The sequence below is a fragment of the Sulfurovum sp. genome (assembly GCA_020525365.1).
GTDB lineage: Bacteria > Campylobacterota > Campylobacteria > Campylobacterales > Sulfurovaceae > Sulfurovum.
The window spans coordinates 1,336,743-1,352,225 of the sequence record JAIZOF010000001.1 but is presented as its reverse complement, the minus strand read 5'-3'; the positions used below and the strand labels follow the sequence as shown (position 1 = coordinate 1,352,225).

Sequence of the window (15,483 nt, the reverse complement as noted above, 5' to 3'; positions counted from 1 at the left end):
CATCTCCAGACAAAATAACCTCAAAAAATAGGCAACAACTTAAACGAGACAGCTGTTCTTTTCACAGATTGTTCACCCTCATATGGTTTGTATGAATACTTTTTTGAGTGGCTATGTCTATGCCGCCCATTCTTATATTGTAAGGTTTGCTAAAATGTGTAAAATTTTTATTTGCTAATACGATATAGGCATTTCTGTATCTATCCTCTTCAAATGATATGATAAAATTATCATCAGTAAACCCAACAGTTGCTAATTCAAATTTTTGATCTAAATGAATGTTCAATTTATATATTTGTACTATTTTATTTTTCTCAATATGGTATTTGATTACTTTTCTAGATTTTGTAAAAATATATAAATACTTTTTATCTGGACTATTGGCATAAACAATATCATCAAAAGGTAATAGGGTTGTAAATGAAAGTTTTTGATTTTTAATTTGATATATGGCACCTTTTTTAAATTTGACTGCTTTTGTGTTGTTCCTATTTGTAACCGTATCCCAACTCTTGGAAGATGTTATGATGAAATAGACACCATTTACAAAAAGCCCAACTCTTGCTTTGGGTAATTTTAGCTCTTTTGTATTTTGCTTTAACATATGGTGGTCAATACTCCATAGGTTTGTTGCTTTTTTGTTTATTAGGTTTATTTTTAAAAAATCTCCAGCATAAACATATAGGTCATGATTGATTATTTCGGAAATTTTCCACATACCAAATGGATAGGTTTTGATTACACTCCTTTTGTTTAAGTCGAAAAACCTATCTTCTGTATAGTGATACCACAATTCGTTATTTTTGCTATTTAAAATCAAACTTTTTGAAAATATTTTATTTTTTGGGATATAACCAAATTGATTATTATTGACTTTGTTTAGTTTGGTTTTGCTGGTGCTATAGATAAATCCATCTTTATACTTAGCAATAATGCCATTAAATCCACTATTTGTTTCATATAGTTTTTGTGAATTGTTGCTAATGTTGTAAATTAAAATTCCCTCTTTTAGCCTTCTCTTTTTATTTTGCAAAGCAATGATTATATTTCTTTTACAATCATAAAAAGCATTATTTCCTTGATGGTATATCTTTAAAAGGTTAAACTTTGTGCTATTGTCTTTATGCTCAAAAAGCATAATTTGATTCCCATATCCAGATAGTACAAAAGTATTTTCACATTTTTGTACTATCTTTGAGGTATCAGTTTTAGCAGCATGCCCAATGAGTAATAATGATATTAAAACCAATGCATGTTTCATGGTTATCGATTTTGACTATTAAACATCATTACAGATGAGTGATTTGTTATGTCTCTAGGCCATACAAAAAAACCACCATCACTATCAAGGTTGACTCCACTATCGTAAAAAGCTTGCCATATGAAACTTGAACAATAAGATTTATTTCTATTATTTTTACTAACCAGCAAGCTATAACTCGTTTTTCCTACTCTACTGTAGGCAAATTGGAGTACATCATTTCTTTTTGAGTCAGAGGGACTCCATGCAGTATATTCGTATCCTTCAATGGTGGTCCAATCACTATTTCCACTTTTGTTCGCATAATCAGTAAGCCCATAATGAGATTGAACACCAACACCTGGCATTGAATCAATTACCACACAAAATCCATTACGATCACTTGCATCAATTAACCCCATATGCCCAATACCACCAGTTCCATTTGTCCAAAAGAAATCTGCATTTGACCAATCCCATTTATCTAACCCACTAAATTTTGTATCATGAGAATACTTGTTTATCTTATCAACCAAACCACTCTTCCCTCCACTGTCTTTCATTGCTGGAGAATATATAATAGTTTTTGTTACTTTATCTGGTATGCTGTATGGCAAGTGATATTTTTTAACCAACTCTTCTTGTTCTTTTTTATACTGCTTTTTACGTTTTATTGATTCATTAATATTTTTTTGAGTCTCTGCAGTTATTTTTCGCGTAGTCTTTTGATGATTTAATACGGTTTGATTGACATCATGTACATTATATAAACCCTCTTGATACCCTTCTTGCATTGACTGAGCCATTGAATTAAGTTTTCCACTGTAATACGATGTTGTCATGGCGGTATTTAAGTGTAAAATTGATTTTTGAACATCTTCACCTTTTGCATACTGCATAGCAAAACCATTTGCTATCATCTGAAGCTCTGGTAGCATCATCCATTTTAATTCATTTGGGAATCCATACTCTCCAAAATAATTTTGATATAACCAATCTGCATTTGTATACTTTGATATATCATTATCTCCTTCTGTATCTCCACCATATTCAACAGATGGATTATTTTCATTTTGTGTATTGCTGTCTCCACATCCACTAAAACCTAAAGCAATCATCATCACTAAAGCAATTCCAACTTTTTTAAATATTTTCATTATACCCCCCCCCTTCGTATCTATTGTATTCTAACAACACTTCTTTAAATATTAATTAATTGATTGTATGTGAAATGGGGGTATCAAAATGATATTTTAGCTACCCTCCTTTTGATATGACCTCCAGATACGCACTATATTGAATGATTTTGGGAATCAATGAAGTATGAATTACTAAGGTAGTTTAGGAAGTAAGGAGTAAGAGCAGACAAGCCTTTAAAATAGGCTATACGTCTCTTTTATTGTATTGAGTATACGCTTATCGGTGTTGTAAATAAAAGCATAATTAAAATGCATACTCTTGAGTAGCTCACGTACCTCTTCTTCGTCCTCAAACCAGTGAGGATGGTCTATCCCTGGTACCTTGGTCTTAGGGGGGGTGAGTACAATACTTTTAACCCACATATTGGAGCATTTAACATATTCGCGCGCCTTCTCAATATCGGGTAAGTTATCAACAAAGATAGCAACCTTATCGCTTCTGCTAGACTTAGTATGATTTAGATTTCCATCAATATGTGTAGGAATAAAGTGTTTGGTGTATCTGATACGATCAATTGAGTAGGGTAGTTCGTGAGTATTGCAAAAACGTACTACTCGCAGTAGATACTCCAAGTGAAAGGGAATCATCTTTTTTTCTTGGTAGATAAAGCCATTGACTTTAAAAGTTGTTCGAAAGAGTGTATCGGAGATGGGGTATCCTTCAACTTCTCTGTTTAAATACGGTATATCAGGTTTAATCATATGTAGTAATGTTTTATCGGTACCTACGAACAGGGTATTGTCAGAGTTGAGTATCTTCTCAAAGGCTTTGCGCCAATCATTGGTAATGAAAGCGATGCCCCCTTTGTGGGTGAGAATCATCTTTAAAAAACTCATCTCATGTTCTAAAAGATAATAAAACTTTGCCTCTTTTTTGAGTACAACGTAGCGGATAAGTTTAAATGCTGCTAGCTGTACACTACTTACTTTTATCCACGCAATCTCTTCGTCTTTTTTAAGTATTTTATCATTATCATAAACGATGGCATAAGCACCATTTTCAAGTGCCTTATCTATCTCCTCTTGAGAAGAGGAGAAGAAGAGGTCTCCTTGATCAATCTTGGAGGCATAGACAGTTGCTGCTTCAATGGTACCAACCTTAGGCGAGTTGACCAACTGACCTTCTGTAAGGTTAACGATATCTTCTATTTTCATGCTCATCCTATAGATGTGCCAGATTTTTTCAACTTTTCAGGACGAATCATACATAGACCATCTTCATCTTTAGCGGCAAGTAGCATTCCTTCGCTGATCATTCCCATGAGTTTTGCAGGTTTGAGGTTGGCAACTACACAGACTTGTGTATTGAGAATCTCCTCAGCCGAGTACCACTCTTTGATGCCCGCAACAATTTGTCTAGGATTCTCTTCACCTAGATCCACTTGCAATAGGAGTAGTTTTTTACTTTTTGGCACCTCTTCTGCTTTTATAACTGTACCAATTTTTAGGGAGGTTTGAAAAAATTGATCAATACCAATGAGGGCTACACCTTCCTCTTTTTGTGTTTCCTGTTTCTTCTCTTTTTTCTCAGATACTGGGATGACGGATGTATCTTCTGGTGTTGTTTGTTTAAGCCGTAGCTCTTCTATGCGGGGGAAGAGCGGTGGAATCTTCTCTATGGTAAATGTCTCTAATAGCTGTCTATTTTTGATGTACTGTTGCCAACTGTTGTGGTCGATAGTGAAGCCAAGTGCTGTAGCAATTTTAGGGCAAACCTGTGGCATCACAGGATAGAGCATAATTGAAACTTGGGAAAGTATATTGGCAATGAGCCCATTAAGTGCCATTGCTTCCTCCTCCTTTCCTTCTTTCATCATTGTCCATGGTTGATATTTATCAATAGCTTTGTTTGCCACGGTTAATGGTCTCCAGAGCTCTTCGAGATATCGGTGTATTTGCATTTCAAAAAGTAGTGGTTCAAGTTTATTGAGTGAGACTTCCACTTCATGAAGTTCTGCTTCATAGTATTTGGTAACATGAGAGGAGTCTACTACTCCCTCAAAGTACTTTCCGCTCATACCAATAAGACGATTAAGTAGGTTTCCAAGATCATTCCCTAAGTCAGAATTAATACGGTCAATAAGTGCCTTTTGACTAAAGTCTCCATCACCACCAAAAGGTACCTCTCTGAGCATGAAATAGCGGAAGTTGTCTAGCCCATAAGCATCTGCCACCTCTTTGGGATCGATAACATTACCTTTAGATTTGCTCATTTTCTCCCCATCGCGTGTCCACCAACCATGTGCCGCAATATGTTTAGGTAGTTCCAGTCCAAGGCTCATCAAGAAAGCTGGCCAATAGATGGCATGAAAACGGAGAATATCTTTACCAATAACCTGTACACGTGCAGGCCAAAAATCCATATTTTCTTCATGGGTACCATAGCCAAGAGCAGTAACATAGTTCATAAGTGCATCAAGCCAAACATACATTACATGTTTTGGATCATTAAGTTCTGTAGGTAACTTAACGCCCCAGTCAAAGCTAGTACGGGTAATAGAGAGGTCCTCAAGCCCCCCTTCTACAAAACGGATAACCTCGTTGCGTTTACTGCGTGGAAGAATACATTCTGGATGCTCGTTATACCACTTTAATAGTTTATCTTCATATTTAGAGAGTTTAAAAAAGTAGCTCTCCTCTTCAACGACAGTAGTTGATTTGCCACATTCGGGACAAAATTCACCATCAACAAGTTGAATTTCAGGAAAGAAAGTTTCACAAGAGATGCAGTAGTGCCCCTTATAGACATCTTTGTAGATGTCACCGTTATCATACATGACTTTAAATACTTTCTGCACACCTTTTATATGATCTTTATCAGTCGTACGAATAAACTTATCATAACTGATATCAAAGGTATCCCAGAGATTTTTAAAGGTTGCAGATATCTCATCGGCATACACTTGTGCACTTTTCCCTTTGGCTTTAGCAGACTCTTCGATTTTCTGTCCATGTTCGTCAGTACCGGTGAGAAAAAAAGTTTCAAGACCACTCATACGTGAATAACGTGCAAGAGTATCTGCAATAATAGTTGTATAAGCGTGACCAATATGGGCAATATCGTTGACATAATAGATGGGGGTGGTAATATAAGCTTTGTGACAAGATGGCATGGCAGTATCCTTAAACAAATGAGTTTATAAATTAGAAAATATTTTAGCCAAATTGTGCTGTAGAGAGGGTAAACTAACAGTATGTATTATGTCTATATGCTTGAGTGTACTGATGAGACACTCTATACTGGTATTACTACAAACCTTGAGCGTCGTGTCAAAGAGCATAATCACTCCAATAAGGGGGCAAAATATACTCGCAGTAGACGCCCCGTAAAACTAGTCTATAGTGAAGTATTTAAGGATAGAAGCAGCGCTTCAAAACGAGAGTACTACATCAAAAAGAAGATGTGTCGTGAAAGAAAAATAAAGTTAATAGAAACATATATTTAGAATTCAAACCCACCACTTGTACCTTTGTTCATACTGTTGTAGACAGATTTGACATAGGCATTGCGCAGTTCACATGCAAGTAGTTTTTCGCACTTAAGGCAACTGGAAATTTTATGCTCTTGCTGACACTTTTGCAGTTCACGCTTTTTTTCCTGTAGGGCAATAGCCCATTCATCAGTTCTCTCTTGTGCCATTAGAATTTTACCCCATAAACCTCTTTAAGTTTTTCTATTTCATACGTTGATCCAAAAAAACATGGGCTGGTATCATGTGGATGAGTAGGCACAAGTTCCATAAGGCGTCTGCCTTTGTTGTCAACTGCTTGACCACCTGCTTGTTCGTAGATGAAGGCAAAAGGAATTACTTCAAAGAGTTGTCGCAATTTACCATGTGGTTTATCTGATGTATCAGGGTAAGAGAAGATACCACCTCCCTTGAGTAGAATCTGGTGTAGATCGGGTACCATACCACCAGAGTAGCGTAGCCTATAACCTTCAGAAAACAGACCATCAACAAAGCTTTTATGGCAATTGGACCAGTTTTGCTGTGTACCACCGGGTGCATTGAGTTTACCTTTTTCATTGAGTATGACTTCTTTGCAAACAAGATTGAAAGAGCCATTTTGTGCTCGGTAGTGTTTGGGGTATTCGCCTTTGACAGCATGCATAATCTCTATACGAGGACCATAAACAATATAGGCAGATGCAACAAGGTTCTTTGCCTTAAGCTCTCCTTCATAGATACCAAAAATAGAACCAACCGAAAGGTTTACATCTACAAGAGAGGATCCATCAAGTGGATCGTAGCAGATAGTATACTTGCCATCTTCATGTAGCAGCAATTCCCCCTCCTTCTCTTCACTTACAAGAGACTTGACCAAAGAGATACTTTTGAAGGCCTCTTCAATGATGTGGTCACTTTTAACATCAAGTTTAAGCTGCTCTTCGCCAGAAGCATTTTCTGTATTGTAGTATCCAAGATCTTCCGTTTTAATGATGTGATCTATCTTTAGGGCGCACTGCTCAATGGTTTCAAATATACGCAACATTATATTTCCTTAGATTGCCTTGGCGTGTTTTTTGATCCATTTTAGAATCATATTGAGATTATTGAGGTCAAGAATATCGATATCCTTTGGAATGACATAGTTGCTGTGATCGATAGTATCATCAATTGCAATTGCTTCTACGTAATCAAAATAGCTCTCATCAATCTTGTTACGGAAGATGGCAATACGTGGTAGAGGTAGTGTTTTAAGACCCTCTACAAGTAATATATCAAAATCGTTAATCATGCCTATAATTTCGTCAAGCCTCTTCTCTTTATGTGAGAAGTAGGTTGTTCGTGTTGGAGAGGTGATGACCACCTCTGCACCAGTCTGAAAAAATGTATGGCTATCTTTACCTTCAATATCAAAAACTGCTTTGTCTTTAGGATCATTTTTGATAATGGCAACTTTTTGTGTACCAATCAATGCCTTGGAGACCTTCTCGACTAACGTGGTTTTGCCACTACCTGAAGGTCCAGTAAATGCGACAGCTACTCGAGTTTTCACACGTAAGTCCTTTCAATTTTATGCTATAGGATTATACATTAATCTTTATTGAAACTATGTTAAAATCGTACAATCAAGCAAAGGAGAAAGAGTGCGTACAATTGGATGGATGATTGCCTTTGCTCTATTTTTTTTAGGTTGTAGTAGTAAAGGTCAGTCTGAACTTTTTGCAACATATCAAAAAAAGAAAACATATCATAAATATTTACTAAAAACTGAAAAGATACAGCTGCACGATGAAAATCTAACAAGGGCATCCCTCATAGCAACATATCTTTATGATTCTAAAAATATGCAACATAATCAAGAGGATGAGTGTTTTATTGTTGGGTTATATATTGATGATGACTCATCTAAACGTGGGATACACCATTTTAATTTTACACTCAATGGGGTTAGACCCAAAAAGATAAAACCTATTGATTCTTCAGATAGCAGACTAAAAGAGCTCTCCTTTGTCTCCAATTGGAGAAGCTATTTTATTGTTACTTTTCCGCATGATATGAAACAACGCTTGAAGTTGGTTTTTAAAAGTAACCTCTATGGAGAAGGAGCACTCTATTTTACTAAGAAATTTAAATACACCTTTACTCAAAAAGTATTTTAATATACCATTATTTTCTAAAGCAATCAGTCATAGATGGGTCGGTGAGTGTCTCAATAAAGGGTAGTAGACGTATCGGTTTTCCTAGTAAATTCATATAGACAATATAATTGGTTAAGACATGTTTACCATATTCGCCTGTTTCGGTATTCTTTACCTTTTCCATACTTAGGTAGGGCTCGAATGACCCAGGTCTAAAATTTCTTTTTTGACGTATGAGATGTTTGGTAAAGCCAATACCACCATTATAGGCATAGGCAATGAAGAGTGGATGGTAGAGATATTTTGTCAAGTAGTCTAGATGGATATTGGCATATTCGATAGCTTTATATGGATCAAATATATCATCATAGTCAAGCTTTTCACCTTTTTGCCTGGCAATATGATCGATCAAAAAGGGCATAAACTGCATGAGTCCTAATGCAAAAGAGTGTGAAACAGATGCAGGTATAAAACGACTCTCTTGCCTTGCAATGGCATAGATGAGTGCTTGACGCTCAATAGGATACTGTCTCATAAGATTACGATAGGGCATAGGAAAGTATGATTTGGTAAAGTTATGAACATGTGTTTTAATGTAGGTATGTATACCAATAGTCTCTTCTGATTTGTAGTCTTCAGCAAGCTTATTGATATCGCTATTCCCCAAAAAGAGTTTTTGTTTTATCTTTGCCCAAATGATTGGATCCTTGATATCAACTCCCTGTATACGCCGTCTGGATACCTTTGGAACTACAATTGCATTAGGATACTTTTTTTTTCTAATGTCTGCAGCAAGAAAAGTGTATATATTGACATGGCAACTCTGTATGAGTTTTGTTAAATAGTGATTTTTTTTGGTAACAAGATAGAGCCAAAAAAGTGCTTTATCTTTCTCTTGTCGCTTTTTGTAGGCATAGTAAGCAGCGGTGAAGTATTGCGCAGCAAGCTTAAGTCGATGCTTTTGAACCATAGAGATGCCTTTTTTAAAGTTAAGACTTCCTTGTGCACGATTCTTTTGCTTTTGGACATTATTGCTGCGATGAGCAAAAGCTTGATAAAGACCTGAAAAAGAGCCTGTTTTGGTACGATAAGCTGTTTTGAGCTTTCTGTTTAGAAAGTTTACCTCTTTGATAATGGCTTTAGCCTCGTAAGCTGTGGTACCCCTCTGTTGTAAAAAACGCCAAATATAGTAATCTTTTTCAGTACTTTTTGGCATACTGTGTATTTGCTTGAAAGTAAAATGTTTTGCCATTACTGGTGATATTGCCAGTGGTAGCAAAATAAAAAGTACCAACAAAAAGATTCTTTGTATCATATTTATCCAAATACAAGTTTCATAATGAAGAGATCAACAAACTGTAGCCCAAAGATAATGACCAATGGTGAAAGGTCAATGCCACCCATAATGAGAAATGGAAAATGACGTCGTAGCCAGTAGTAGACTGGTTCAGTGAGCCGGTAAAGTATCTGAACAATTGGATTGCTTGGATCGGGTCGAACAAAGCTTAGCACTGCTGAGATGATAACCACCCAAATATAAAGTGTAATAATCATATGTATGATGTTAACAAAAGAGTAGATTAGTGCGTTGATCATGAGATTACCTCCAGTAGATAAGATCGAATATAAGTGTAGACATCTTGTAGGCTTGGTCCTTGTTGTGTACCGGTTAATAGAAGACGTAAGGGAGTGTCAAGTTTTTCGTGTCTTAGATTTGTCTTTTGTATAACATATGCTTCAAGTTTATCAAATGTATCAAGCATTGGCGCATCAATAAGTACCTGCTGTATCTGTCGCATCTGTTTTGCCCAAGCCCCTTCAAATACTTTTGGTGCAAGAATGGGTCTAATTTTTGTGGCAAGTTCATTGATTGTGGCAGCCTCATCGAGGTAGAGTTTTGCCAGCTTTCCGATGTCAGCATCGGCAAATCCAAAGAGTATCGAAAGTTGTTTGTCATCCATCATACGTAGATGCATACGGTTGATGTGCCGCAGTTTTTTAATATCAAATACCATTGGTTCTTTGGGAGCTTCTTCAAGCTTGAACCATTCGACCATCTCTGAAAAATAAAAGATCTCTTTGGGGAAATCTGTAATATGTAAGAGTAATAAATTGTTGATGATAGCATCAGGAATGAAACCATCCGAAAAGAGCCTTAGAAGTGAAAAATTATCATCCTCAACAAGTGGTTTCCCTTTAGAGTTCAACAGTGAAGGGAGGTGTGCATAGCAGCACGCTTCATGATAGCCGAGTAACTTTTTGATGTAAACTTGTTTTGCAGTTTCATGTATCTTTTGGGTACTTTCAATGATTAGGTCTACACCATTTAAGATATCCGCACATGCTGTAGCAAAACTAGATGTAGGTGTGGCATCATTCTGCAGAATGATAAAATTACCAATCTTATGAGGTGCAGTAATCACTTTGTCTTGTATTGTGTCATGGTAGACTATATCCTCATCAGGTTTTCTTATGCGGATAGTAAAAGGTTCACCACTCTCCTTGAGCTGGTCATAGTTATTTTGATCTCGAGAGAGACATATTTGATTACAATCTATACTATTACAAGTACAGATGAAGGCTTTCTTCTCCTTGAGTAAGCGAATAGCAAGGGTTTGATAATGATGCAAATATTCACTTTGGTGACAAGTCCGCTCGTGGTTAATTGCAAATTTCTTAAGAATTTCTATTATTTCGGTATCTTTTCCCTCTATAACGTCCTCTTTTTCAGTATCATCAATACGTACAAGAAGAGGTTTATTGCGTTGCCTTGAAACAAGGTAGTTTACAAGGGCTATATGCAGAGTATCAAGATCCATATTGCCCGTAGGTGAAGCCACAAACCTTAGCATTTAAGCGATTCTCCCAAATACTGCCCTAGTGTATATTGCATATCTTCATCAAGATCAAGATTTTTATACATCCACCGAAGATACCCCATGTCTTCCCTAGAGACCTCTTCGATATTGCGATCCTTGTACTTTCCAAATTTAAAAGTCTTCATTAGAACAGGTACTTTGGTTAGTTCGGACATCTTCTGCATTGGATTGATTCCAGGAAACTGCTCCTGTATCAATTGTATAAGTCTACTTAGCAGTAATTTCATAACCAGCACATCCCCGATGGCATCATGTGCCTTGATAGTGATACCTAGCTTTTTTGCCTCCTCAATCTCAGTTTTGTAAAGTTTTAATGAATACCGCAGATACTGAAGCCTGTGGTAGGGAGAATCTGGAAGAAGATGTTTTGCAATACGCACGGTATCGATGAGGGTATAGTGGTTGACAAATCCTTCTTTTTCAAGCATACCGAGGTCAAAACTGATATTGTGAGCGATGAGATAATTTTCCTTATTATTGTACTTTTCTATCTCTTTGAAGAATTCTGTTTGGGAAAAGGGTACTTTATTTTCAATATGTTCAGAGGTGATGTTATGTATTTCCATTGCTTCAATACTGATGGGAACTTCAGTTGAACAGAGTTCATCAAAAATCTCAATATTTTCTCGGTTATGAACAATCATTGCTCCCACTTGAATAATACGATCATGTTCCTGATTGCCTGTGGTCTCTGTATCAAAAAGTACATAAATTGCCATCAATAATCCTCTGTAATGGTTGCGAAATCATATCCAATTTCTACTGATAGTCCCTAACCCTCAATCATTAATGGTATAATCCAATTAACCTCTAATTGTATATAAAAAGGATAACCATTGAGAAGAAGAGATTTTACTTCTATAATCTCGTTTGTTTTTGGAAAGTTTGCTTCTAAGCCTTTTCCCCCCGCTATTCAAGGTATCATTAATAGTGGCTATGTGAAACTTATGGGTTTGGATATGTCTGAATTTCGTGATCCAAAAAGCTATAAGACGCTTAATGCACTCTTTACGCGTGCATTAGAAATTGAGCGTATCTTACCAAATGATCCGCACGCACTGATTAGCAGTGTCGATGCACTTGTAACTGACTATGGTACAATCAAGAAAGGTAAGGCCTACCAAATCAAGGGAATGGGCTACAGTATCAAGAGACTATTTGGTGAGTATCATACAGCAGCAGCAGAACAAGTAGAAGAGGGAGAGTTTATGAATTTTTACCTCTCTCCTAAAGATTACCATCGTTATCATATGCCTATGACACTCAAGGTTCATTCACTCACACATATTCCTGGGAAACTCTACCCCGTTAATTTTCCATTTTTGAGGCATAAAAAAGCACTTTTTACTGAAAATGAGCGGATTATTATTGCATGTGAAGACGAGAGAGGACGTACACATGTATTGGTGCTTGTAGGGGCACTCAATGTTGGCAAGATGGTTGTAATGTTTGAGCCAAGGGTGCAAACCAATTCTGATATTTGTAAACCACAACACTATACTTATGACAATGTAATGCTTGAGAGAGGGGAGCTTTTGGGATGGTTTGAGATGGGCTCAACTGTTTTACATTTTGCACAAAAAAGTGCCATTGTTCCAACACTTTCGGTTAATCAGAAAGTTAAATTTACAGATGTAATTGGAAGAGTTGTATAGACACTCATTAGATTTTGAAGGAATATAAGAGATATGCTTACAGTTAAAGAGATACAGGATTATGCGCAGATACGTACTAAGGCAAGGGCTTATTTGTGCTATATTTTAAGTAGAAATATTGCCCATAGTATTGGTACCGAAGAGGGTATTACCCTTGATATGGTTATTGGCAAGATTAAATACCTTAAAGAGGTGCTTCCTTTGGCAGAAGTCATTTATGCCATTGATGGTAATGGTACCCAGATAATAGACAATATTTCTCGCAACGCTAAGCTTAGCAGTACAGGGAAAGGAGAAGACAGAAGTGATCGTGCTTATTACTACCGTACATTTAAAGAACATCGCTGTATTCTGACCGACCCATACCCTTCATTGGGAAGCAATAAGATGGTAGTTACAGCATCGTTTCCCATTTATGATACAAATAATCATTTGGTCACTGTTATTTGTGTAGATATTACACTTAAAAATATCCTCAAAATGGTACACCCAAGCTCTATTGATTCTAGCTTTGGTATAGCAAATAAGTGGATTTATGGGGCATTTTCGGTTGCTTTAATGGGTGTAGCACTACTATTATTTATTAAAGGTATTACCAGTTTTCTTCATTTTGGGCTCAATGTTTCAAATATTGACATCAATGAAGTATTTAAGTCTACCATCTTGTTGACTCTCTCTCTTGCTATTGCTGATCTTGTTAAAGCGATCATGCTTGAAGAGGTGCTTGGACAAGAGAAGAAGTATGGTGGAACAGAAGATGATACCCACCAGACAATGGTGAAGTTCTTGGGCTCTATAATCATTGCACTCTCCATTGAAGCTTTGATGCTTGTCTTTAAATCGGCACTTATAGATCCAACCAAAATTGAGTATGCGGTCTATCTTATTGTCGGTGTTTCTCTTTTACTGGTAAGCCTCTCACTCTATATTAAGTTCAGTCGCCCTGATAGAAAAGGTAGAAGTAAATAGTTCATGGTCAACAAAGAACTAATCATTTTCGATATGGATGGTACACTGGTCAACTCCTCCACTACTATAGCCAATGCTATCAATTATGTACGACAACAGCTTGGATTTGAACCTATGGATACAACATATATTCTTTCAAAAGTCAATGATCATACGGTTAATCCAGCACAGATTTTTTACCATGCTAAAACCTTTCAGCATGATCATGAACGATGGTTCTCTGAATACTATACCAAATACCACAACAAAGAGCTGGTGCTTTATGAGGGCATCAAGGCACTGCTTGAATCACTTAGACACAAGGGGTTCAAGCTAGCAATTGCCACCAATGCCTATCGTCGTTCTACTATTGAGTCACTCACCTATTTGAATATCTATACTTATTTTGATGCCATTACGTGTTATGATGATGTTCGTAAAGGCAAGCCATATCCAGATATGTTGCTTAAACTGCTCAATGGGTTAAATATATCTAAAGAAAAGACTCTCTTTATTGGCGATGGCCCACGCGATGAACAGGCTGCCAAGCATGCTGGCATTGACTATATTATGGTTGATTGGGGTTTTACTGAACATACTGAGAAAAAAGGGGTAGTTACCAGTGTGGAGATACTGTCGAAATATTTATGTAGCACACATAAAGATAAATATATGGAGTAGTTAACTTGATGGTATTGAAGTGGTGGGCTCTCAGGGACTCGAACCCTGGACCACTCGGTTATGAGCCGAGTGCTCTAACCAGCTGAGCTAAGAGCCCTTAGGTTGATACAAAAGTACCTCGTATCTGCATGGTTATTTTTGCGTCGGAAGTATATCGATTGTAGTCTTTAAATGTGATTAAATTTTGTAGCATTCCAAACATAATAGTAAAAATAATAAAAGAGGTTCCGCCATGACTGAACATTGGTAAGGGGAGACCTACAACTGGAGCAAGTCCAATAATCATAAAAATATTGACTCCCATATAGACAAAAATAAGAAAAGCTAACCCACTTGCATAGGTTTTGATGAGATAATCACGCCTATGTTTCCATGAGATATAGAGTAGGTTAAGGATGAGAAAAATATAAAGACTTATAACAATAATCATCCCTTTGAGACCAAGTCGCTCACCAAGGTACGCAAAAATAAAATCAGTGGAGGAGACTGGTAAGAATTTTAGTTGTGTTTGTGTGGCATCCTCTTTATCTTTTCCCTCCATCCCTCCTCTTCCAATAGCAATGAGAGCTTGACGTACTTGATAGCTTGGTTTATTGATTACATCATGGATACGTTTTTTCTGATAAGACTTGAGTCCATATTGATATATAATTGGTGAGCCTGCACTGATAAGAATAAATAGAGATAGCCAGATTTTCCAGTTTATCCCTACAAGAAAGAGTATACCATAGCCTGTAATGAGCAGTGCCAGTGCTGTACCAAGATCAGGTTCTTTGGCAATAATAAGAAATGGAATAATAATGATAAGTGAAAGCTTAATGAACTGAAAAAGTCTATACCCATCTTTTGGCGGTGGTTTTTTATGTATGAGATAAGCAAGCATCATGATGACGTTGACCTTAATTAATTCAGAAGGCTGAATGGTTATATGTATGACAGGAAGTTCTATCCATCGTTTAGCATGAAGAATAGTCTTTCCTACAAATTCCACTGCAATAAGTAGCCCAAGACTGACAAGATAGAAAAGTGGAGTAATCCACCAAAGTATACGTCTCCATGGGATAACAATAGTAACAATAAAAATAATAAAAGCAATAAGATAGTAGGTCATTTGCTTATTGAAAAGTTTAATATTAATCTCATATATTAGATATGAGGAGATGATGAATATGGGCAGAAGTTGAAGCATAAGTAAGTAGGAAAAGTGCTTAAATAAATATAGTGTATATGTTTTACTTTTATTAAGAGTATTTTTAATAAACCAATCTTCCATATATGTATGCTATCCCAATAT

17 protein-coding genes and 1 tRNA gene are annotated in these 15,483 nt (G+C 36.5%); 5 read left to right on the top strand and 13 right to left on the bottom strand.

Annotation, left to right across the window (positions count from 1 at the left end; all coding sequences use genetic code 11):
* Nucleotides 1-61 precede the first annotated feature (61 nt).
* From LGB01_06740 to metG, 4 genes are all read right to left on the bottom strand, one after another.
* A complete protein-coding gene (locus LGB01_06740; GenBank protein MCB4753893.1) occupies nt 62-1,261 on the bottom strand; it encodes a hypothetical protein in 1,200 nt (399 codons plus the stop codon).
* 2 nt (nt 1,262-1,263) lie between these two features.
* Nucleotides 1,264-2,397 (bottom strand): hypothetical protein, encoded by a 1,134-nt coding sequence (locus tag LGB01_06735; protein MCB4753892.1) that lies wholly within the window; start codon nt 2,395-2,397, stop codon nt 1,264-1,266.
* Nucleotides 2,398-2,613: 216 nt separating this feature from the next.
* Nucleotides 2,614-3,594: a hypothetical protein gene (locus LGB01_06730; GenBank protein ID MCB4753891.1), complete on the bottom strand. Its 981-nt coding sequence runs from the start codon at nt 3,592-3,594 to the stop codon at nt 2,614-2,616.
* A 2-nt stretch (nt 3,595-3,596) separates the two neighbouring features.
* A complete protein-coding gene (gene metG / locus LGB01_06725; GenBank protein MCB4753890.1) occupies nt 3,597-5,552 on the bottom strand; it encodes a methionine--tRNA ligase in 1,956 nt (651 codons plus the stop codon).
* Between the two features lie 81 nt (nt 5,553-5,633).
* Here metG and LGB01_06720 point away from each other — a divergent pair, with 81 nt between their 5' ends.
* Nucleotides 5,634-5,885, top strand: a complete 252-nt coding sequence (locus tag LGB01_06720; GenBank protein MCB4753889.1) for a GIY-YIG nuclease family protein — start codon at nt 5,634-5,636, stop codon at nt 5,883-5,885.
* Here LGB01_06720 and LGB01_06715 read toward each other — a convergent pair.
* Genes LGB01_06715 through mobB form a run of 3 tightly spaced genes read right to left on the bottom strand, consistent with a single transcriptional unit; the run spans nt 5,882 to nt 7,440 of the window.
* Complete coding sequence (locus tag LGB01_06715; GenBank protein MCB4753888.1) at nt 5,882-6,079, bottom strand: hypothetical protein; 198 nt, start codon at nt 6,077-6,079, stop codon at nt 5,882-5,884. The genes LGB01_06720 and LGB01_06715 overlap by 4 nt on opposite strands.
* Nucleotides 6,079-6,933 carry a class 1 fructose-bisphosphatase gene (locus tag LGB01_06710; protein ID MCB4753887.1) on the bottom strand — a complete coding sequence of 285 codons (855 nt, stop codon included), beginning with the start codon at nt 6,931-6,933 and terminating at the stop codon, nt 6,079-6,081. Before LGB01_06710 ends, LGB01_06715 begins: the two co-directional genes overlap by 1 nt.
* A 9-nt stretch (nt 6,934-6,942) precedes the next feature.
* On the bottom strand, nt 6,943-7,440 hold the full coding sequence (mobB, locus tag LGB01_06705; protein MCB4753886.1) for a molybdopterin-guanine dinucleotide biosynthesis protein B: 498 nt from the start codon (nt 7,438-7,440) through the stop codon (nt 6,943-6,945).
* 91 nt (nt 7,441-7,531) lie between these two features.
* Here mobB and LGB01_06700 point away from each other — a divergent pair, with 91 nt between their 5' ends.
* Nucleotides 7,532-8,047, top strand: a complete 516-nt coding sequence (locus LGB01_06700) for a hypothetical protein (GenBank protein MCB4753885.1) — start codon at nt 7,532-7,534, stop codon at nt 8,045-8,047.
* A gap of 7 nt (nt 8,048-8,054) precedes the next feature.
* Here the strand turns inward: LGB01_06700 and LGB01_06695 are convergent, their stop codons facing one another.
* Genes LGB01_06695 through LGB01_06680 form a run of 4 tightly spaced genes read right to left on the bottom strand, consistent with a single transcriptional unit; the run spans nt 8,055 to nt 11,624 of the window.
* On the bottom strand, nt 8,055-9,341 hold the full coding sequence (locus tag LGB01_06695) for a transglycosylase SLT domain-containing protein (protein MCB4753884.1): 1,287 nt from the start codon (nt 9,339-9,341) through the stop codon (nt 8,055-8,057).
* 2 nt (nt 9,342-9,343) lie between these two features.
* Nucleotides 9,344-9,619: a YggT family protein gene (locus LGB01_06690; GenBank protein MCB4753883.1), complete on the bottom strand. Its 276-nt coding sequence runs from the start codon at nt 9,617-9,619 to the stop codon at nt 9,344-9,346.
* Nucleotides 9,619-10,878, bottom strand: coding sequence for a glutamate--tRNA ligase (locus tag LGB01_06685; GenBank protein MCB4753882.1), 1,260 nt, complete (start codon nt 10,876-10,878; stop codon nt 9,619-9,621). The genes LGB01_06690 and LGB01_06685 overlap by 1 nt, the downstream gene beginning before the upstream one ends.
* Nucleotides 10,872-11,624, bottom strand: a complete 753-nt coding sequence (locus LGB01_06680) for a 3'-5' exonuclease (GenBank protein ID MCB4753881.1) — start codon at nt 11,622-11,624, stop codon at nt 10,872-10,874. Before LGB01_06680 ends, LGB01_06685 begins: the two co-directional genes overlap by 7 nt.
* A gap of 117 nt (nt 11,625-11,741) precedes the next feature.
* On the opposite strand from LGB01_06680, the gene LGB01_06675 reads away from it, so the two are divergent.
* The 3 genes from LGB01_06675 to LGB01_06665 are packed head-to-tail and all read left to right on the top strand — an operon-like array spanning nt 11,742 to nt 14,189.
* Nucleotides 11,742-12,560, top strand: coding sequence for a phosphatidylserine decarboxylase (locus tag LGB01_06675; GenBank protein ID MCB4753880.1), 819 nt, complete (start codon nt 11,742-11,744; stop codon nt 12,558-12,560).
* A 33-nt stretch (nt 12,561-12,593) separates the two neighbouring features.
* Nucleotides 12,594-13,529, top strand: a complete 936-nt coding sequence (locus tag LGB01_06670; protein ID MCB4753879.1) for a PDC sensor domain-containing protein — start codon at nt 12,594-12,596, stop codon at nt 13,527-13,529.
* A 3-nt stretch (nt 13,530-13,532) separates the two neighbouring features.
* On the top strand, nt 13,533-14,189 hold the full coding sequence (locus LGB01_06665) for an HAD family hydrolase (protein MCB4753878.1): 657 nt from the start codon (nt 13,533-13,535) through the stop codon (nt 14,187-14,189).
* Between the two features lie 20 nt (nt 14,190-14,209).
* On the opposite strand, the gene LGB01_06660 is transcribed toward LGB01_06665, so the two are convergent.
* Nucleotides 14,210-14,286: transfer RNA gene (locus tag LGB01_06660), tRNA-Ile, on the bottom strand.
* Complete coding sequence (locus LGB01_06655; protein MCB4753877.1) at nt 14,287-15,462, bottom strand: rod shape-determining protein RodA; 1,176 nt, start codon at nt 15,460-15,462, stop codon at nt 14,287-14,289.
* Nucleotides 15,463-15,483: the final 21 nt, after the last annotated feature.